General features: G+C 64.9%; 18 protein-coding genes. 7 read left to right on the top strand and 11 right to left on the bottom strand.

The annotated features are described in order from the left end of the window. Positions 1-16 precede the first annotated feature (16 nt). From ACSBM8_RS12600 to ACSBM8_RS12590, 3 genes are read left to right on the top strand one after another with little or no spacing between them, the layout of a single operon-like run. Positions 17-1,708 (top strand): ABC transporter ATP-binding protein, encoded by a 1,692-nt coding sequence (locus ACSBM8_RS12600; protein ID WP_442678361.1) that lies wholly within the window; start codon positions 17-19, stop codon positions 1,706-1,708. Beyond that, the gene (locus ACSBM8_RS12595) at positions 1,692-2,780 is read left to right on the top strand and encodes an efflux RND transporter periplasmic adaptor subunit (RefSeq protein ID WP_442678360.1); all 1,089 of its coding nucleotides are present in this window, start codon (positions 1,692-1,694) and stop codon (positions 2,778-2,780) included. Before ACSBM8_RS12600 ends, ACSBM8_RS12595 begins: the two co-directional genes overlap by 17 nt. Next, on the top strand, positions 2,777-4,231 hold the full coding sequence (locus tag ACSBM8_RS12590) for a TolC family protein (RefSeq protein ID WP_442678359.1): 1,455 nt from the start codon (positions 2,777-2,779) through the stop codon (positions 4,229-4,231). The genes ACSBM8_RS12595 and ACSBM8_RS12590 overlap by 4 nt, the downstream gene beginning before the upstream one ends. A gap of 40 nt (positions 4,232-4,271) precedes the next feature. Here the strand turns inward: ACSBM8_RS12590 and ACSBM8_RS12585 are convergent, their stop codons facing one another. Beyond that, the gene (locus tag ACSBM8_RS12585; RefSeq protein ID WP_442678358.1) at positions 4,272-4,640 is read right to left on the bottom strand and encodes a hypothetical protein; all 369 of its coding nucleotides are present in this window, start codon (positions 4,638-4,640) and stop codon (positions 4,272-4,274) included. 116 nt (positions 4,641-4,756) lie between these two features. On the opposite strand from ACSBM8_RS12585, the gene ACSBM8_RS12580 reads away from it, so the two are divergent. Both ACSBM8_RS12580 and ACSBM8_RS12575 read left to right on the top strand, forming a co-directional pair. After that, positions 4,757-4,996: a hypothetical protein gene (locus ACSBM8_RS12580; RefSeq protein WP_442678357.1), complete on the top strand. Its 240-nt coding sequence runs from the start codon at positions 4,757-4,759 to the stop codon at positions 4,994-4,996. A 46-nt stretch (positions 4,997-5,042) separates the two neighbouring features. Continuing rightward, positions 5,043-5,549, top strand: coding sequence for a hypothetical protein (locus tag ACSBM8_RS12575; RefSeq protein ID WP_442678356.1), 507 nt, complete (start codon positions 5,043-5,045; stop codon positions 5,547-5,549). A gap of 18 nt (positions 5,550-5,567) precedes the next feature. On the opposite strand, the gene ACSBM8_RS12570 is transcribed toward ACSBM8_RS12575, so the two are convergent. From ACSBM8_RS12570 to ACSBM8_RS12560, 3 genes are read right to left on the bottom strand one after another with little or no spacing between them, the layout of a single operon-like run. Continuing rightward, complete coding sequence (locus tag ACSBM8_RS12570; RefSeq protein ID WP_442678355.1) at positions 5,568-6,314, bottom strand: class I SAM-dependent methyltransferase; 747 nt, start codon at positions 6,312-6,314, stop codon at positions 5,568-5,570. Next, a complete protein-coding gene (locus tag ACSBM8_RS12565; RefSeq protein WP_442678354.1) occupies positions 6,314-7,324 on the bottom strand; it encodes a hypothetical protein in 1,011 nt (336 codons plus the stop codon). Before ACSBM8_RS12565 ends, ACSBM8_RS12570 begins: the two co-directional genes overlap by 1 nt. Positions 7,325-7,352: 28 nt before the next feature. Continuing rightward, entirely contained in the window at positions 7,353-9,602 is a 2,250-nt protein-coding gene (locus ACSBM8_RS12560; protein ID WP_442678353.1) for a hypothetical protein, read from the bottom strand. An 82-nt stretch (positions 9,603-9,684) separates the two neighbouring features. Between ACSBM8_RS12560 and ACSBM8_RS12555 the strand changes: the two genes are divergently transcribed. Then, positions 9,685-10,911 carry a hypothetical protein gene (locus tag ACSBM8_RS12555; RefSeq protein ID WP_442678352.1) on the top strand — a complete coding sequence of 409 codons (1,227 nt, stop codon included), beginning with the start codon at positions 9,685-9,687 and terminating at the stop codon, positions 10,909-10,911. Positions 10,912-10,960: 49 nt separating this feature from the next. Beyond that, positions 10,961-11,476 (top strand): hemerythrin domain-containing protein, encoded by a 516-nt coding sequence (locus ACSBM8_RS12550; protein ID WP_442678351.1) that lies wholly within the window; start codon positions 10,961-10,963, stop codon positions 11,474-11,476. Positions 11,477-11,516: 40 nt separating this feature from the next. On the opposite strand, the gene ACSBM8_RS12545 is transcribed toward ACSBM8_RS12550, so the two are convergent. The 7 genes from ACSBM8_RS12545 to ACSBM8_RS12515 form a co-directional block, all read right to left on the bottom strand. Next, on the bottom strand, positions 11,517-11,660 hold the full coding sequence (locus ACSBM8_RS12545) for a hypothetical protein (RefSeq protein WP_442678350.1): 144 nt from the start codon (positions 11,658-11,660) through the stop codon (positions 11,517-11,519). Between the two features lie 40 nt (positions 11,661-11,700). After that, positions 11,701-12,135 carry a DUF6628 family protein gene (locus ACSBM8_RS12540; RefSeq protein WP_442678349.1) on the bottom strand — a complete coding sequence of 145 codons (435 nt, stop codon included), beginning with the start codon at positions 12,133-12,135 and terminating at the stop codon, positions 11,701-11,703. Positions 12,136-12,206: 71 nt separating this feature from the next. Further along, the gene (locus ACSBM8_RS12535) at positions 12,207-13,526 is read right to left on the bottom strand and encodes a bifunctional folylpolyglutamate synthase/dihydrofolate synthase (RefSeq protein ID WP_442678348.1); all 1,320 of its coding nucleotides are present in this window, start codon (positions 13,524-13,526) and stop codon (positions 12,207-12,209) included. Positions 13,527-13,636: 110 nt separating this feature from the next. Beyond that, on the bottom strand, positions 13,637-14,491 hold the full coding sequence (accD, locus tag ACSBM8_RS12530; protein ID WP_442678347.1) for an acetyl-CoA carboxylase, carboxyltransferase subunit beta: 855 nt from the start codon (positions 14,489-14,491) through the stop codon (positions 13,637-13,639). Then, complete coding sequence (trpA, locus tag ACSBM8_RS12525) at positions 14,488-15,300, bottom strand: tryptophan synthase subunit alpha (RefSeq protein WP_442678346.1); 813 nt, start codon at positions 15,298-15,300, stop codon at positions 14,488-14,490. Before trpA ends, accD begins: the two co-directional genes overlap by 4 nt. Continuing rightward, positions 15,297-16,529, bottom strand: a complete 1,233-nt coding sequence (gene trpB / locus ACSBM8_RS12520; protein ID WP_442678345.1) for a tryptophan synthase subunit beta — start codon at positions 16,527-16,529, stop codon at positions 15,297-15,299. Before trpB ends, trpA begins: the two co-directional genes overlap by 4 nt. Next, on the bottom strand, positions 16,526-17,158 hold the full coding sequence (locus ACSBM8_RS12515) for a phosphoribosylanthranilate isomerase (RefSeq protein WP_442681587.1): 633 nt from the start codon (positions 17,156-17,158) through the stop codon (positions 16,526-16,528). The genes trpB and ACSBM8_RS12515 overlap by 4 nt, the downstream gene beginning before the upstream one ends. Between the last annotated feature and the right edge of the window lie 63 nt (positions 17,159-17,221).

The following is a 17,221-nucleotide window of genomic DNA, read 5'->3' as shown; positions in this document are numbered from 1 at the left end:
AGTGTGGGGATTTTGCGTGGTTGGAAGGCGATCGGGATTTAGGGATGCCATTGGCTGGCTGACCGAAATCATTGGCCCCGACGCGGCGTATATCCGCCTCGGCCTGATCTATACGGTGGCCATCAGCCTGCTCGCTTTGGCGACGCCGATTTCCGTCCAGCTGCTGATCAACAGCGTTGCCTTCATCGGCCTGCCGGCTCCGTTGTGGACGCTGTCCGGCGTGCTGTTGCTGCTGTTGCTGCTGGTCGCCGGGCTGAGTGCCCTGCGCGTTTATCTGATGGCGCTGTTTGAACGTCGCGTGTTCGCGCGGGTCGTGGCGGACATCACGGTCCGGGCGGTGCACGCGCAGAACCCCTTCTTTGGCGAGGCCAATCGGGGCGACCTGTTCAACCGCTATTTCGATCTGGTGGTGGTGCAGAAAGCCGTGCCGAGCCTGGTCATCGGCGCTTTCACAATCGTGTTGCAAGGGGCGGTCGGGCTGGTGCTGACCAGCTTTTACCACCCTTTCTTCCTGGCCTTCAACGCCGTGCTGCTCGTTATCCTGCTCTTCGTCTATCTGACGTGGCAAACCGGCGCGATCACCGGTGCGGTGGCGCTGAGCGACGCCAAGCATAAAGCCGCGCGCTGGCTGGAAAGCGTCGGGGGGTCGAACGGCTTTTATAAATCGAGCCGGCATCTCGGGTTCGCAATGGACCGATCAGAGCAGGTCACCGCCGCCTATGTTCACGCGCATCGCAAATTTTTCCGCTACAGTTTCGCGCAGACGCTGGCTTATTTGCTGATCTACGCCGTCGCGAGCGCGGCGCTACTCGGCCTGGGCGGCACCCTCATCCTGCGCGGCGAGCTTTCGATCGGTCAGCTCGTTGCGGCCGAACTGATCATGTCGAGCGTCTTCTACGGCATATCGCAGCTCGGCTGGTATCTCGACACGTTCTACGATCTGGTAGCGTCGTCGGAAGAATTGTCGCAGCTGTTCGCCATCCCTCAGGAGCCCGCAATCACGAGCGGCCGCGGTCCGGACGATGGCGCCGTCCGGATGCGCGACGTGCAAATCGACGATGCCCATTTCGATTTTGCCTTGAGCGCCGGCGAGCAGTTGGTGGTCGCGGCCGAACCGGGTGCGGAACGCCCCCTGACGATGCTGCTGAAGCGCCTTGCGACCCCCTCGCGCGGACTCGTTTCGATCGGCGGGGTCGATCTTGGCGCGCTCGATATGTATCTGCTGCGATCCGCCGTGACCGTGCTGGATCGCCCGACCATCGTCGAGGTCACGATCCGCGAATATCTATCGCTTGCGGCGCCCGACGCGTCGGCCAGTGCGATGCTGGATGTGCTCGACATCGTCGGGCTGGGCGAGCGAATCGCGCTTCTGCCGGACGGGCTCGATACGACGCTGACCTCGTCCGGCTGGCCGCTGTCGATCGCCGGTGTGATGGAGCTCAAGCTGGCGAATGCACTTCTCAGCCGCCCGCGGGTGTTGGTGCTGTCGTCCTTGTTCGACATGATGCGGGTCGAGCGGTTGCGACGCGCCTTGGAGGCGCTGCGCGAGGCAGGGACGACAATATTGCTATGCACCGGGCGGCCTGAGGCGATCACGCTCGATGGCTGGTTCTGGCTGGGGCGTCGCGAGCAGCGGCGCTTCGCCACGGCGGCCGAACTCCAGCAGCACCTGGTCCAGCGGGAGGTGCGCCATGCCGAACAGGCCTGAGCATCTTACGCACTTCCGGACGCTCGCCGCGATCCGCGTGCCGAGGCCGGCATTAGCGGTTGCCTGGATGGTCGTGTTCGGGATCGTGGCGACCGTGGCTTTCCTGGTGTTCGTGCCGTGGGTGCAGACCGCACAAGGGCCGGGCCAGGTCGTCGCGCTCGATCCCGGCGATCGGCCACAATCCGTATCGGCGCTGGTGCCCGGCCGGGTCGAACGCTGGTATGTCCATGACGGCCAGCATGTCGAACGCGGCCAGCGGATCGCCCGGATCGTCGATATTGATCCGAACTTCCTGTCGCGGTTGGCGGCGGAGCGTGCGCAGGTGGAGGCCGAAATCGCGGCTGTCCGGCAGGCGCAGGCGGTTGCCCAGATCGATGTCGGGCGCACCCGCCAATTGTTAGCCGAAGGTTTGGCGGCGCGGCGCGACTTCGAACAGGCGCAGATCAAGGTAGCGGACAGCGCGGCCAAGCTCGCGGAGTCCCGCGCCAAGCTCAACCGTATCGATGTGCAGCTCAATCGTCAGTCGGCGCAGGAGGTGCGCGCGCCGCGCGACGGCCGCATTCAGCAGCTGAATGCGGCCGCGGGCGGTGCCCTGATCTCTGCGGGGACAGTATTGGCCTTCGTCGCGCCGGAGCGGATCGAGCGTGCGGTCGAAATCTATATCGATGGGCGCGATGTGGCGCTGGTGCGCACCGGTCGGCCCGTCCGGCTGGAATTTGAAGGCTGGCCTGCCATCCAGTTCAGCGGCTGGCCGGCCATCGCCCAAGGCATTTTCGATGGCCGCGTGCGCGCAATCGATCCGATCGCGGCGCCAAACGGTCTATTCCGCGTGCTGGTCGAACCGCGCGCGGACAAGCCGGCATGGCCAAGCGGCATCTTTGTTCGGCTTGGTGGCAAGGTTCGAGGCTGGGTCCAGGGCGAAACCGTACCCGCCGGCTATGAGCTCTGGCGTCAGCTGAACGACTTCCCGCTCGACTTCGGTCAAACCTCGCCCACGGGCGAGCAAGCCAAGGCTGCAGAAGCCAAGGATGATCGTGAGGCGGCTGCCAAGGCAGGGAAGCCCGCCAAGTGATCGTGCCGATGCTGGTCGCAGCAGCCATGCTGACGGGCGGCGCACCGGCGCGCGTCCCGGCCCAGACCGCCATTCAATCGCCGTCGGCGCCGACGTTGACGTTGGCGGAAGTGCTGCAGGCGTCGGCGCGCTCGGCACCCCAGATCGTCGAGGCGCTGGCCCGCAGCCGCCAGGCCGAAGGCCGCGCTTTATCCGCCGACGGTGCCTTTGATACCTTGTTCGAGGTCGACGCGCGTCAGCGTACGCTGGGTTATTATAATGGATCGGTGGTCGAGGCGCGAACGACGCAGCCGCTCAGCAGCAATGGCGGCTATGTCTATGGCGGCTACCGCGTCTCGCGAGGCGATTTCCCGGTTTACGAGGACCAGGCCTATACCAATCGCGCTGGCGAGGTGAAGGTCGGTGCGCTCTACTCCCTGCTGCGGGATCGGCTCATCGACGAACGCCGCAGCAAGCGCACGCTCGCGGCGAGCGACATCAACATTGCCCGGTTCGAAGCGGCGGCGGTGAAAATCGGCGTGCAGCGGCGTACGATCGACGCCTATCAGACCTGGGTCGCCGCCGGTCTTCGCTTGCGCGCCTATCGCGAATTGCTCGAATTGGCCGAACGCCGGCGGGGCGCGATCAGCCGGCAGGTCCAGCTCGGCGCCCGACCGGATATCCTGCTGACCGAGAACGACCAGAATCTCGTGCGGCGCCGCGCGCTGGTGTTGCGCGCCGAGCAGGATTTTACGAGCGCGGCGAACGCGCTCTCGCTTTATTATCGCGACGATGCCGGGCAGCCGCTGCTGGTCGGCGCCGATCGGCTGCCCGCCGACGCCAGCGCGCTTGTCGGACCGGCCGTGCGGAGAAACGGACCGCCGACCGCGCGCCCGGACGTGCAGACATTGCTCGCCCGGGTTGAGCAGTCGGCCGTGAAGCTGGCGGTCGCGCAGAATGATCTGCGCCCGCGGCTCGACCTGCGGGGAGACATCGGCAAGGATCTGGGCCGGGAAGGTATCGGGGGACGCAGCCGTACGCCGTTGGAAGCATCGGTCGGGGTGCGCGTGTCCGTGCCCCTGCAGAACCGTGCCGCCAAGGGGCGGCTTGTCGAGGCACGTGCCGAAATCGACGCGTTGGAGGCGCGCAGCCGCTTCCTGCAGGATCAGATCAAAGTCGAGGTCGAAGGCATCAACATCGCGGTCGATGGCGCCGTGCGCCTGGCCGAAACCGCCGAGCAGGAACGGGCGCTGGCCGATCGGCTCGCTGCGGCCGAGCGACGTCGTTTCGAGCTCGGATCGAGCGATTTCTTCCTGGTCAACCAGCGCGAGGAGACCGCCAACGATGCCCGCGTCCGCCTGATCGATGCGCAGGCGCGCATTGCTGCCGCGCGCGCCGAACTGGCGGCCGCCACGGCCGACTGGCCGGCGCTGGGTCTGCCGCCGCAGGACGATGCGGGTCCGCTACAATAAGCTCTTGGCTTCAGGATGATCCTGGGTCGCTTGGTTGTTCCTAACATGGCGGCCACCGATCGAAATCTGCCACGGCCCAAACCTTTTCTCCGTCCATCGCGAAAAACACATATCGCCTCGGGTCGGGCCAGCCGTGCCAATAACGCTCACGCACGATCCAGCGCCGGCCGGCAACATCTGCAACGGCGATCGTCCTGTCACCGAACCGGCCAAGAATTGGCTGGCGCTCGATGACATTCTCTTCCGTTTCGGTGGGTGCGCGCCAGCACACGGGCATCCGCCGACATTGGCGGACATTCAGCCAAAAGCGGATATCCTCTGCGAGGCTTTGCCCGAAGCCGTCGGCTTCCGCTGCGGTCGTGCCGATGCCGGTCAGGTCACGGAAAAACTGGATCGCCCATCGGATCATATCGCTGGCTGCTACCGAAAGGAGAACCGGCAAAGCAATGTTGGCGTCGCAGGCACGCCGTGCGGCGGAACGGGCCGTCTCGCGTTGTCCGGCGGTAAGACGACGGAGACAGGGACATGCGCAATCGTACGACGGCATTCGCGCGAACGGCCGAAATGGCGACGATCTTCATGATTGGCGACGGCCTCCTGGGGCTGACCCAACCGTCGCGACATGTCGATCTTTGGCGCTCGCCTTATCCATGGGTCGATGGTCTTGTCCGCCCCTTTGCGCAGCAGCCTGGCCGCCGCCGTATCTACGGCATCCTGCAGATTGCGGCCGGGCTCGCGCTCGCCTCCCGGCTGCGTCCCCGCTAAGCGGGAGCGCGTGCCATCCTTTATCGCGGCGAGGGAAAGCAGAGACATGCGAAGAATGACGATCATCCTGCCGATGTTGGCGGTACTGGCGGCAACCGCCGCTGGAGCGCGCGGGTTTATCATCAAGGACCTCACCGGCGAGGGCAAAGCCGCTGCGGCCGCGCTGGGCGCGGGCTTCCAGCTACGGTCTACGCCCAGCCGGCTGATCCTGCATTGTGGAAGCTGCGCCGGCGAGCCGGTGGTCGATCTCGTGCTCGGCTTTCAGTCGGATGGGACGGAGGAGCGGGTGCGGTCGGGCAAGACGACGATGGCCGATCTCGAACGTCTGTGCCGCACGCGGAGCGCGCAGTGCCGGATCACCGCGCTGGATGTGAAGCCGGCGGTCGGCTGGGTCAGCGCTTATCCTATCGGTGATCGCGCGGGCGCCACCGCCGTCATCATTCGCGACGGTCAATTGCTGACGATCCGGTCTGTCGCCAACGAAGCGGGCCAGACGCGGCGCAATATTGATCGCCTGATCCCGCTGGCGCGTTCCCGGATCGTCGGGCCGTAAGGCAGGCGTGGCGCCTTATCAGACCGCCGTGCAGGTGATACGCCTAAGCTGCCATTTCACATTATGCGCTTCTGCACCGTCGCACGTGCCCAATTGGCGCGCCATGGCGATCGCCACATCTTCGGGCGCGACACCCTCAAGGCCAAACAGGGCGATGCAATAAAGTCCTGCCTGCCGGGCATCGGTAAAGGACCAGGGTATATCGATCAGTTGATCCGCCACCGGCTTCAGCGCCGCCTCGCGCAATAGCCCCGCAATTGTGCCGTTCAGGAACGTGCCCCGATGGCCCAGCGGATTATGGGCATCGACATAGCCGTTCAGGAATGACGCCGGCGCGGTGCCTTCCTCGACGTCGGCGATCACGACTGTGCCGCCGGCGCGGACCAGGCGGCGCATCTCGCGAAATACGGCGGGAAGATCCGGGCAATGGTGCAAACCCGCCAGACTGACGATGCAGTGCACGCTGCCATCGTCCAGCGGAACCTGCTCGATCGGTGCCTGAACGGCGCGATAGTCCGGCCCTTGCGGACAGTTTGAAACGAAGGTCGGCGACGGCTCGACCGCTATGTAGCGGACCCCCGGCGGCAGATAGCGGTGGAGATATCCGCCGCCGGCGGGCATGTCGCACAAGCTCTGCCCGGCGATGTCGCCCAGAGCGTCGACCATCGCCATGAATTCGCGGTCGCGCGCGTGCGGCATCTCCTCCATCGCCTGCTGATAGGAGCCCGCGCGCGCGGCGAAAATTTCCTCATATGTGTCGAACATCAGGCGGCATCCGACCTTTCGTGGCCATAGAGCATCGCCCCGAACGCGTCCGCGGCCCGATCACGCGCAACGGTTAGCGCCGCAAATTGCGGATCGGCGGAAAAGGGAAAGAAGTTCATCGTCGGATTGGCTTCGAACAGCACCAGTTCACCATCCTCCCGCAAGGCAAGATCGGCTCCGAAGAAATCGAGATTCATGCGCGCCTGGATCTGCCGGAGCGCCTGTCGCGTTCGCTCCGGCAGCGCATCGACGCCGTCCTCGACACACTGTCTCTCTTCCATCACAAGCGCAGGTCTCCCGGCCATGAACCGCGCCCGCGCAGAAGCGTGTACGTTCCACTGATCTGAAATCAGCAGATGGCGGATAATCTGTCGCTCGCCAATGAAGAATATGCGCATCTTCCGGTACAAGTCGTCCGGGCTACGCGTATCGATATACTCAGTCAGGAAGTAGGTTGTTGTTGGCACGATCTGACGCAAGGCGTCCTGTGCGCTGTCGACCAAACCCAATATTTCTCCGGAATGCGTCCCCGTCGACCGCAAGATGGCCGGAAAACGTACGCCCACTCGCTCGATGGCGGACAACGCCACGCGCTCCTTGCCGACGAAGCGCGCCACACGCGGAACGAACAGTCCCTCGATGCCGGCCAATGTCCGGGCGACCTGATCGCGCGTCGTCTTCGCGACGGCGGCCGGCTTGTTGAGGAGCCTGCCTTTATAACCCTTCAATATCTTTTCGAGGACGGCCAGCGTTTCCGGATTCTGGTCCGCGTCCGTGATCAGGTTGAGGAGAATATGGAAATTGGCGAAGTTGTGCTTTCCCGCCAGCCGCAGATAATTGCGCGGGATCTGCAGCCGCAGCCAACGATCCAGCGATCGCTCGCGCACGCGATGCAGATCGGTACTGCCCCGGCTTTCTATCGCAATCTCCTCGTCGGCAAGGCCGGACAGATGATCGCCGCCGCCGAGATAGCCGATCCGCAGGCGCTTTTCTTCCGTCGGTCCGTTCATCGAAATCCGATTTGCCTAGGGGGCGCTATCAGCGACGCAGCCGTTCGATCGCCTGGGCCAGGGCGACGTAGAGCTTGCCCGTGTCCGACGACAGCATCGTGGTGGCGATGGGCGTACCGTCGCGGGTCGCCATCACACGGCGCAGCAGCGCCTCGAAATCGTGGATATAGCGGTTGACCTGATCGCGGAATTCGCCGTCTTCATTATAGCGCTGCACGACAATCTGCGCGTCGGCCCGATCGAGCAGCCGGACGGCGCGGCGGGTAAATATGCCGCGGTCGCCACGGAGATAGGCCTTCCACTCTTCGTCGGTGACCTCGTTGGCAAATACCTTGGCGATATCGATCGCCGTCGAATTCAGTGCCTCGATCAACAGCCCCGCGGTGCGGGCGAAGCTCTGATCGTCATGGGTTTCGGTGTCCGTCCGATTTGCTTCGATCCGTGCCTCGATCGCAGTGGAGGTTTCAGCGATCGTCACCAATTGGCGGGTCAGTCGCTCGGCCGCGAGTTGAGCGGCCTGGATCGCCTGTTCAGAAGTGGCGCCGATCGCCGCAATTTCCTGCTTGCCGACGTCGGCCAGCGCCACGCTCATCGCGCGCGCCGCGCTTTCGCTCATGCGCTGGGCCACGCGCGGGATCGCGGCGGTGAAGGCGTCGCGCGCATGGTCGGCCGCCTGCGTGGCGGTGTCGCGCACCTGATTGAGCGCCTCGACCAGCTGCACCGATGCGCCTTCGCTGAGCGAGCGCACTTCCGCATCCGCCTTGGCGAGAAGCTCCTCCAAGATACGGGTCTGGTCGGTCAGACTGGCGAGGCGGCCGTCCGTCTGTCCACCAATCTCGCCCAAGGCCGCATGCTGACGTTCCAGCAGGCTTTCCGCTTCCGCCAGGCGTTCGGTGACCGCGGCCGCGGCTTCGCCCAGGCTTTCCGTGCGTGTTCCGGCCGTAGCGATCGCCTGAAGGCTCTGCTCCGCATGGAGGCGGATGCGGGCCAACGCGGCCGGGATCGTGTCCGAGATGGTGGCGCTGCTCGCCTCGGCCTGCTGCCGCAATTGCCCGACGCGATGGAGCAGGACTTCGGCGGTCTGGCTGCTACCGCCCAGCGCGCGTCCTACCGCCTCCGCATGGCTCGAAAGCGTGCCGATATGCGTGGCGAGCTCGGCCGTATGCTCGGTACCCCTGTCGCCAAGCTCGGCAAACCGGGCTTCGGCAGCGCTGATCGCCTGATCCAGCTGCCCCAGCATTGCGCCGGCCGACTGTTCCTGACCTTTCAGGCCGGTACCAATATCCTGCACGCGTGCCAGCAGTGCATCCAGCCGCGCGGCCAGCGCGCGTGCCGCCTGCTCGCTCGCGGCGTCCACCGTGGCGCGATTCTGTTCGACCAGCGCACTCAGCGCCCCGCTTTGCGCGGCAATCACCTGACGGCTGTCTTCAAGGCTTTCCGCCGCCGCGCCCAGCGCGCCATCGATCGCCCGACCCATCGATCCTGCGGCATCCTCGATCCGCTTGTCGGCTGCGGCCGCGCTGGCCTCAATCCGATCGAGCTGGCTTGCGAGCCGTGCGGCGGCACCGCCGGTGGACTCGTTCGCCGCCTTTGCGTGCGTATCAAGCCGGCTGAGCAGCTCCGCCAGGGCGCGGGCGCGCGCATCGGCCTCGGCGCCGCTTTCCCGCAGCCGTTCCCCGACCGTGCGCGCCACGTTTTCCGCGTTCGGCAATTCATTCAGCAGCACATCGAGATCGCCGCGTGCGACCGCGGTGGCGCTGTTCAGAGAGGAAACCGTCGCGCCGACCGCGCTCGCCTGCTCCCGCAGATCGCCGGCCGCCCGCCCGATCCGATCGCCCGCGGCGCTGCCGAGCTCGGCCAGTTCGGCGGCCTGCTGGCCCAGGGCGCCACGCGCTTCGCCGATGCGCTGATTGAGGAGGTTCAGCGTATCTGCCAGCGCGGCCGTATCGACCCGCAGCCGCGCCGAGGCGCGCGAATACGCGCGCGCTTCGGCACGCCCCGTGCGCAGCAGCAGCAGATACAGGATGGCGATCAGGGCGAGCGGCCCGCTGGCAAGACCGATCCAGGCCGCCAGCGTCAACGGGGGCAGCAGTCGCGATGGACTTGCCGCGAACAGGGTCGCGCCCAGCGCCAGGACCCAGCCCAGTGCCAGCAGGCCGAGCAGGGCGGAGGCGATGATATGCGGCCAGGGACGCGGCGGTGCCGTATCCCAGACGACGTCGTCCGTTATGGCATCTGCCGTTTCATGCAGTGGCTCCTCTTCGGCCGCCCGCACCATATTTCCCGCCCCTTGAGTCATGACCGGACTGTACCAGCTTAGTGGAGCCAGGAAAGCGCTCAGATGTAGAGAGGCGCTTGATTTGCACGGCATTGCGACAGAGAAGCCGCGCATGCTGGGGGAGGGACCAACGGCGCTTATCGGCGCTTATGAGCCTGGGCCAGGCCCGGGCGGCCTGCGCGCATTGCAGCCATTGGCCGGTATGAGCGTGATCGAATATCAGGCGCGCCGCGCGATCGAGGCGGGGGCGGCGCGCATATTGCTGCTTATCGATGAGGCGCCCGCCGAACTGTCGGAAGCGATCGCGCGTCTGCGGAGCGACGGCATTCAGACCGGCATGGTGCAGGGTATCGATCAGGCCGCCGACGCCTTGTCCCAAGACGAAGGGGTGCTGCTGATCGCGGAGGGATGCCTGCCGACGATGGGCCTGCTGCGGGACATATTGGCGGCACCGATACCGGCGCTGGGAACGGTGCCCGACACGGCCGAATTCGGGCAGTTCGAGCGGATCGATGCCGAACAGCGCTGGGCGGGAATCGCTCTGCTCGATGCGCATCGGATTGCCGAAACAGCCGCGATGATCGGGGCATGGGATCCCGTATCCACACTGTTACGACGCGCCGTGCAGGAGGGCGCCACCCGCATCGTCGCGGCGACGCCCCCCATACTTGCGACAGATCCCGAAAGCCTGGCCGCGGCGGAACAGGCCATTTTCGCGGCGGCGCGCGAACCGGCGCGAGACGTGATCGGGACGCTGTTATTCGTGCCGGTCGAAGAGCTGGCCATGCCGCTCCTGATCGCGCGCAGGACCGATCCAAACCTTCTTGCCGGCGGAGCCGCCGGGCTTGCGCTGTTAGGTGGCATCGTCGCCGTCGCAGGGTGGTCCTGGGTGGCGTTGCTGGCGCTGCTTCTGTCCGGTCCGCTTTCGGGCGGCGCAGCGCGGCTCGCGCGCGTCAGCCAGCGCTCCCTATCCCGTCAGCGGCTGTTCGGATTTGGGCGCCTCGGTGGCGCTCTGCTGGGGCTAATTGGACTGTCGCAAACGCTTGCGGCTGCGAGTGGCCAATGGGGTTGGTGGCTGACGGGGGCGGTAACGATCGTCTCCATGGCGGGGCTCTGGGTGGAGCGCAGGGCTGCGCCCGACCCGATGCCGATCTGGCTGGCCAGCGTCGACACGCTGATCTGGCTGATGCTGCCCTTCGCGTTGTCGGGACACTGGAATTGGGGGCTCGGGGCGCTGGCCTTGTACAGCTTCGCTTCGTTCGCCTGGGCGCAGACGCGCAAGTTGAAGGACGATGGGGTCACGGAATGAACCCTTTGCGATCGCTCACGTTTTCCCGCCGACAGGATGGGAGTTTATCATGGCCGAACCTATGCCAACGGACGCGATCGCCTTGCTGAAGGCCGATCATCGCAAGGTCGAGGAGCTGTTCGAGGAATTCGACAAGGCGCGGCGATCGGATCGCAAGGCCGCGATCGTGGCGCAGATCTGCACCGAGCTGAAGGCGCACACCATCATCGAGGAAGAGATATTCTACCCCGCCGTGAAGCCGAAGATCGATGGTGCGATCGTGGAGGAGGGCGTCGTCGAGCACGACGGAGCCAAGGTGATCATCAACGATCTGGAACAGGCCGATCCGAAGAGCGAATATTACGACGCCAAGGTCAAGGTGCTGTCCGAGGAGATCAAGCATCATGTGGCGGAGGAGGAGCGCTGGATCACCGGTATGTTCGCGCAATCGCGTCGTACCGATATCGATATGGAAGCGCTGGGCGCGAAGCTCGCCGAACGGAAGACGGCGCTGATGGCCCAGGCGAAGGCCGGCAAGGGTTTGCCCTATGCCAAGCCAAGTGCATTGAAGTTGGTAAAAGCTTGAAGGTCTGGCGGCGGAAATTCCGCCGCCTCCTTATCACCCCTTAGAGGGCGACCACGAGCCCGACGGCAAGCGCATGGGCCGCGATCGCGAGCACGATGCTCGTCGCGTTTTCAAAAATATTCACACCGATTTCCTTGTTGCGAGTTTCCGCATCTTTGTGCGGTGCAACATAGATAGCGACCAAACGCTCAATCGCTATTTTAAAACGGGTCGTCGCGGATGCATTATGCGCAATCGTGGCTGAGCGGCATGCCGAGGTCGCCAAATGCGGATGCGACGGCCTGGGCACTTACCAACACGCCCAAGCAGGTGCGCACGTGCAGAAGGCCATTCATGGCCAGATGCACGCCGTCGGGATTGTCGGGCGCGTCAGCAATCAGGTCCAACAGCGTTGCTTCGTCGCTGGTCATGCGCTGACAGCAGCAGGGCGCGACCGTCAATTTCGAACCAGAGACGCGTGCGAGTTCTGCCATCAGCGCCCGTAACAGGACGAGCGGCCGGCGATATCCGAGCCCAAAGCCCGTGAAGAAGGCATGTGCGGCATGGGCATCCGCAATGCCGCCGACCGCCATGCGGCGGATGCCATACAGCAATAAACGACGATAAGGATTGGCGGGTGCCGTGTGCGGCAGAAGGGTTTGCGGATCGGTATCGCGCATGGGCAGCTCCTATCAGGATCGCCATGCTTTCATTTTAGCTAATGATAGTCAATCGCAATAAGCGCCAATCTTCAGGTCGGGATGGTTCCATTCGCCGAGAGGACGGTTCCAGCAAGATAAAGCGAGCCGCCGATCAAAACGAGTGGAGCGGCCGAAGCCGCGGCAATCTTCTGCAAGCCTGCGGCCGGATCCGGCGCGGACGAAAATGCCAGTGCCAGCGACCCGCACACATTGGCGACCGCCGCCGGCCCATGATGGTCGTGGCCGGGAACCGGCACTGCCCAGATATGCGCCGCACTTCCGGCAAAGGGCTCGAGAAAGCCGCGTAGATCCTTGTTGGCCAACATGCCGAGGATCAGGTGGAATGGCCGCCCCGGTGCGATCCGGGCGCGGAAAAAGTCGGCGATCGCACGTCCCGCGGCGGGGTTGTGTCCGCCGTCCAGCCACAATTCGCTGCCGGCAGGCAAAGACGCGGGCAGAGGGCCGGTGGCAAGACGCTGAAGGCGCGCCGGCCATTCCGCCCATCCCATCGCGGCACGCAGCGCTGCGGGAGCAACCTCGATCGCCTGTTGGTGACGCAGCATCGCGATGGCCAGCGACGCATTACCCGCCTGATGGCTGCCGGGGAGGCGCGGCATCGGCAGTTCGAGCTCACCCAACGCGTCATGATAATGGATTTTGTTGCGATAGGGCGATGCGTCCCACGTCCCGCCCTTTGCCAGCCAGTGCGCACCCACCTGCCGCACGACGCGCCCGATCTCGTTGGCCAGGCTGGCAGGATAATGTTGGGTGATCAGCGGCACATTGCTTTTGGCGATGCCGGCCTTTTCGGCCGCGATCTGCTCGATACGGTCGCCCAGAAATTGCTGATGATCCAAGCCAAGTTGGGCGATGCCGCAGACGACCGGGCGCTCGATGACGTTGGTGGCATCGAGACGACCGCCTAATCCGACCTCGATGATACAGGCGTCGGCCGGATGCCGGGCAAAGGCCAGCAATGCCGCGGCTGTGGTCACCTCGAAAAAGCTAGGCCCCACGCCCTCGGCGATGGTGAGCACCTCATCGAGCAGGCCTGCCAGGGGAGCGTCATCGACAATCGACCCGCCAATCCGAATGCGTTCGTTGAAGCGGACGAGATGCGGGCTCGTATAGACGTGAACCTTCTTGCCCGACGCTTCGAGGGCGGCCCGCAGAAAGGCGCAGGTCGATCCCTTGCCGTTCGTGCCAGCGACGTGGAAGACTGGCGGCAGCGACCGTTCCGGATTGCCGAGCCGCGCGAGCAAGGCGGTGACCCGCTCCAGCCCGAGCGTGTCGGCGCCCGGGGAAAGCGTCGATAGCCGGTCGAGCTGCTGCTGAACCGCGGGGTCGGACGATACGGCGAAATCGGCCATTGTCTTGACCTGCTTCTCAGGGGCGAAGGCGGTGCAGAGCGTTGTTCGCGTCGAACGTCACGCGATAGCGCTGCCGCAGAGCGGCAGGTGCCGTCTGGCGACGCAGTCCATCATGCCGCTTTCATGCCTGGACACAGATAGGCGATCAGGCGCGCCAGTTCTGCGCGCAGCTTGTGCCGGTGGACCACCATGTCCAGCATGCCGTGATCCAGCAGATATTCGGCACGCTGGAAACCTTCGGGCAATTTCTCGCGCACGGTGCTTTCAATGACCCGCTGGCCGGCGAACCCGATCAGCGCGCCGGGCTCCGCGATCTGCACGTCACCCAGCATCGCATAGGATGCGGTGATGCCGCCGGTCGTCGGGTCCGTCAGCACGACGATATAGGGAAGTCCCGCCTCGCGCAGTTGCTGCACGGCCACCGTCGTCTTCGGCATTTGCATCAGGCTCATTATGCCTTCCTGCATGCGCGCGCCGCCGCCGGAGGTGAAGATGATGTACGGGCAACGGTCCGCGATGGCCGCCTGGATGCCGGCAACGAAGGCGGCGCCCACGGCCAAGCCCATCGTGCCGCTGAGAAAATCGAAGTCCTGGACCCCGATTACCGCCTTGAACCCTTCGATCCGGCCGGACGAATTGATCAGGGCATCGGCCTCGCCGGTCTTGACGCGGGCGGCCTTGATCCGATCGGCGTACCGTTTGGAGTCGCGAAACTTCAGCGGATCTTCCCGCACCTGCGGCGCGGGAAGCGGCGTGTAGATGCCGCCATCGAAGATAGCATCGAACCGTGCGTCCGCGCCGATCCGGCCATGATGCTGGCATTTCGGGCAGACGGACTGGTTCTCTTCATATTCCCGCGAGAACAGCATCGTCCCGCAGTGGGGACATTTGTGCCAAAGGTTATCCGGCGTTTCGCGCTTGGGCATGAAGGGCAGCGCGTTGCGCACCCGATCGATCCAGCTCATGCCGCCATCTCCTTACGTGCGGCATGCACGGCGCCGCTTAAAGTCCTAACAAGATTGGCAACGGCGGGGGCGGGGTCGATGCCCTCGTCGGCCGCGGCAGCGATGACATCCACGATCGCGGATCCGACGACCACGCCATCGGCCGCCTCGGCAATCGCCGCCGCTTGCTCTGGCGTCCGTACGCCGAAGCCGACCGCGATCGGAAGATCGGTGCTCTGCTTCAACGTCGCAACCGCCTGCGCCACGGCGCCGCTGGCGGCCTGCTGCATGCCGGTGATGCCCGCGACCGATACGTAATATAGGAAACCGCTGGCGCTGCCGAGCACTGCGGGCAGGCGGGCGGCGTCGGTGGTCGGGGTGGCGAGCCTGATGACGGCGATGCCCGCTGACCGAAGCGCCGGACCGAGCGCCGCATCTTCTTCGGCGGGTGTATCGACGCAGATCACGCCATCGACATCCGCGCCGGCGCAGGCATCGGCAAACCAGGCGGCCCCGCGCCGGAGCATGGGGTTGGCATAGCCCATCAGCACCAGCGGAACATCGGGATGTCGCGCGCGGAAGCCGTTGGCGATGGCGAAGATGTCCGACGTGCGGGTCCCGGCCGCCAGCGCACGGAGGTTGGCGCGTTGAATTGCCGGGCCGTCCGCCATGGGATCGGTGAAGGGCATGCCGAGCTCGATCACGTCGGCACCGCCTTCCACCAGCGCGTCGAGGATTGCGGGCATCGCCGCAGGCGTGGGATCGCCGCAGGTGACGAACGTCACGAGCGCGGGCCGACCCTTGGCGAAGGCAGCCGAAAGGCGGCTCACATCGCCACTCCCAGCGCTTCCGCAACCGTGAAGATGTCCTTGTCGCCCCGGCCGGAAAGATTCAGCAGGATGATCTGGTCCTGTCGATATTCCCGTGCCTTGCGCACGATTGCTGCAAGGGCATGGGCGCATTCCAGCGCAGGAATGATGCCCTCGGTGCGGGAGCAGAGCTGGAAGGCGTCGAGTGCTTCCTGGTCTGTCGCAGGTTCATATTGCACGCGCCCGATATCATGCAGCCAGCTATGCTCGGGGCCGATCCCGGGATAGTCCAGGCCGGCGGAGATGGAGTGCGCTTCGGCGATCTGGCCATCCTCATCCTGCAGCAAATAGGTCTTGTTGCCGTGGAGGATGCCGGGCGTGCCGCCGTTGAGGCTGGCGGCATGCTGCGTGGTGTGAAGGCCATGCCCGGCCGCCTCGATGCCGAGCATCTTGACGTCGGGGTCGTCCAGAAAGGGATGAAACAGGCCGATCGCGTTCGATCCACCGCCAACCGAGGCCACCAACAGGTCAGGCAGCCGACCTTCTGCCTCCAAAATCTGTGCCTTGGCCTCAATGCCTATCACGGATTGGAAATCGCGGACCAGTTCCGGATAGGGATGCGGGCCAGCCGCTGTTCCGATCAGGTAGAAGGTGTCGTCGACATTGGCGACCCAGTCGCGCAGCGCCTCGTTCATCGAATCCTTCAGCGTCTGCGCACCGCTTGTGACCGGTACGATTTCGGCACCGAGCAATTTCATGCGGAAGACGTTGGGCTGCTGCCGCGCGACGTCCTTGGCGCCCATATAGATCACGCACGGCAAACCGAAGCGTGCGGCGACGGTCGCAGTCGCTACGCCATGCTGCCCCGCACCGGTTTCGGCGATGATCCGGGTCCGCCCCATCCGCCGTGCCAGCAGGATCTGACCGATGCAGTTGTTGATCTTGTGCGCGCCGGTGTGATTCAGCTCTTCGCGCTTGAAATAGATCTTGGGTCCCATGCCCTCCGGCGCGGAGGCGCGCAGCGTCTCCGTCAGCCGTTCCGCATAATAAAGCGGGCTGGGGCGACCGACATAATGCGTCATCAGCCCGTCGAGCTCGGCCTTGAAGGCCGGATCGACCTTCGCCGCGCGATATTCGCGGTCCAGTTCAAGGATGAGGGGCATCAACGTCTCGGCGACATAGCGGCCGCCGAAATCGCCGAAATGGCCCGATGGATCGGGCTGCTGACGAAGGGAATTTGCAATGGTCATGATTGGGCTGCCGCTTGGAGGAAGGCTGTGATCTTGTCCACATTCTTGACGCCCGGCGCGCTTTCGACGCCGGACGAAACGTCGATCAGGCGTGCGCCCGTCGAACGGGCGGCGTCCGCGACATTCGCGGCATCCAGCCCGCCGGACAATGCCCAGGGCAAAGGATGGACGAAACCGTGAAGCAGCGTCCAGTCAAAGCGTAAGCCCATCCCCCCCGGGAGCGTGCCGGCAGGCGTGCGCGCATCGTAGAGGATGCGGTCCGCCACGCCGCGATAGAGCTTCGCAACGTCCAGATCCTGACGCGTGCGCACCGGCACCGCTTTCCACAATTCGAGCGGGTAGCGGCGCAATTCGGCCAGTCGGGCGGGACTTTCATGGCCGTGAAGCTGCAAGGCCGTCACGCCCGTTGCAACGACCCTCTCGACCAGCATGTCGTCGGGATCGACCAGGACGGCTGCCTTACCTACGCCGCCTGGCGTGCGACTGATCAACGCCGCCGCCTGCTCGGTCGTAAGATCGCGCGGGCTTTTCGGATAGAAGACGAAGCCCAGCCACGCGGCACCGCCGGCGATTGCCGCATCGACGGTCTGGGCATCGGACAAGCCGCATATCTTGGTCTGGAGCTGCATGATGGTCGCGAGGTGGGGAAAGCGCAGGCCAAGCGCAAGCAAGAATGACTTGCGCCTTGAGGC

The sequence above is a fragment of the Sphingomonas sp. ASY06-1R genome (assembly GCF_052180265.1).
Lineage (GTDB): Bacteria > Pseudomonadota > Alphaproteobacteria > Sphingomonadales > Sphingomonadaceae > Sphingomonas_I.
Note: the sequence above shows the minus strand (reverse complement) of the source record. Positions and strands in the feature narration are given on the sequence as shown.

Bases quoted from the DNA above. Each gene is read 5' to 3' on its own strand.
- trpB (WP_442678345.1), bottom strand. From the start codon at position 16,529: ATGACCATTGCAAATTCCCTTCGTCAGCAGCCCGATCCATCGGGCCAT.
- ACSBM8_RS12585 (WP_442678358.1), bottom strand. From the start codon at position 4,640: ATGATCCGATGGGCGATCCAGTTTTTCCGTGACCTGACCGGCATCGGC.
- ACSBM8_RS12575 (WP_442678356.1), top strand. From the start codon at position 5,043: ATGCGAAGAATGACGATCATCCTGCCGATGTTGGCGGTACTGGCGGCA.
- ACSBM8_RS12570 (WP_442678355.1), bottom strand. From the start codon at position 6,314: ATGTTCGACACATATGAGGAAATTTTCGCCGCGCGCGCGGGCTCCTAT.
- accD (WP_442678347.1), bottom strand. From the start codon at position 14,491: ATGAGCTGGATCGATCGGGTGCGCAACGCGCTGCCCTTCATGCCCAAG.
- ACSBM8_RS12560 (WP_442678353.1), bottom strand. From the start codon at position 9,602: ATGGTGCGGGCGGCCGAAGAGGAGCCACTGCATGAAACGGCAGATGCC.
- ACSBM8_RS12540 (WP_442678349.1), bottom strand. From the start codon at position 12,135: ATGCGCGATACCGATCCGCAAACCCTTCTGCCGCACACGGCACCCGCC.
- ACSBM8_RS12565 (WP_442678354.1), bottom strand. From the start codon at position 7,324: ATGAACGGACCGACGGAAGAAAAGCGCCTGCGGATCGGCTATCTCGGC.
- ACSBM8_RS12550 (WP_442678351.1), top strand. From the start codon at position 10,961: ATGGCCGAACCTATGCCAACGGACGCGATCGCCTTGCTGAAGGCCGAT.
- ACSBM8_RS12515 (WP_442681587.1), bottom strand. From the start codon at position 17,158: ATGCAGCTCCAGACCAAGATATGCGGCTTGTCCGATGCCCAGACCGTC.
- ACSBM8_RS12595 (WP_442678360.1), top strand. From the start codon at position 1,692: ATGCCGAACAGGCCTGAGCATCTTACGCACTTCCGGACGCTCGCCGCG.
- ACSBM8_RS12580 (WP_442678357.1), top strand. From the start codon at position 4,757: ATGCGCAATCGTACGACGGCATTCGCGCGAACGGCCGAAATGGCGACG.
- ACSBM8_RS12535 (WP_442678348.1), bottom strand. From the start codon at position 13,526: ATGGCCGATTTCGCCGTATCGTCCGACCCCGCGGTTCAGCAGCAGCTC.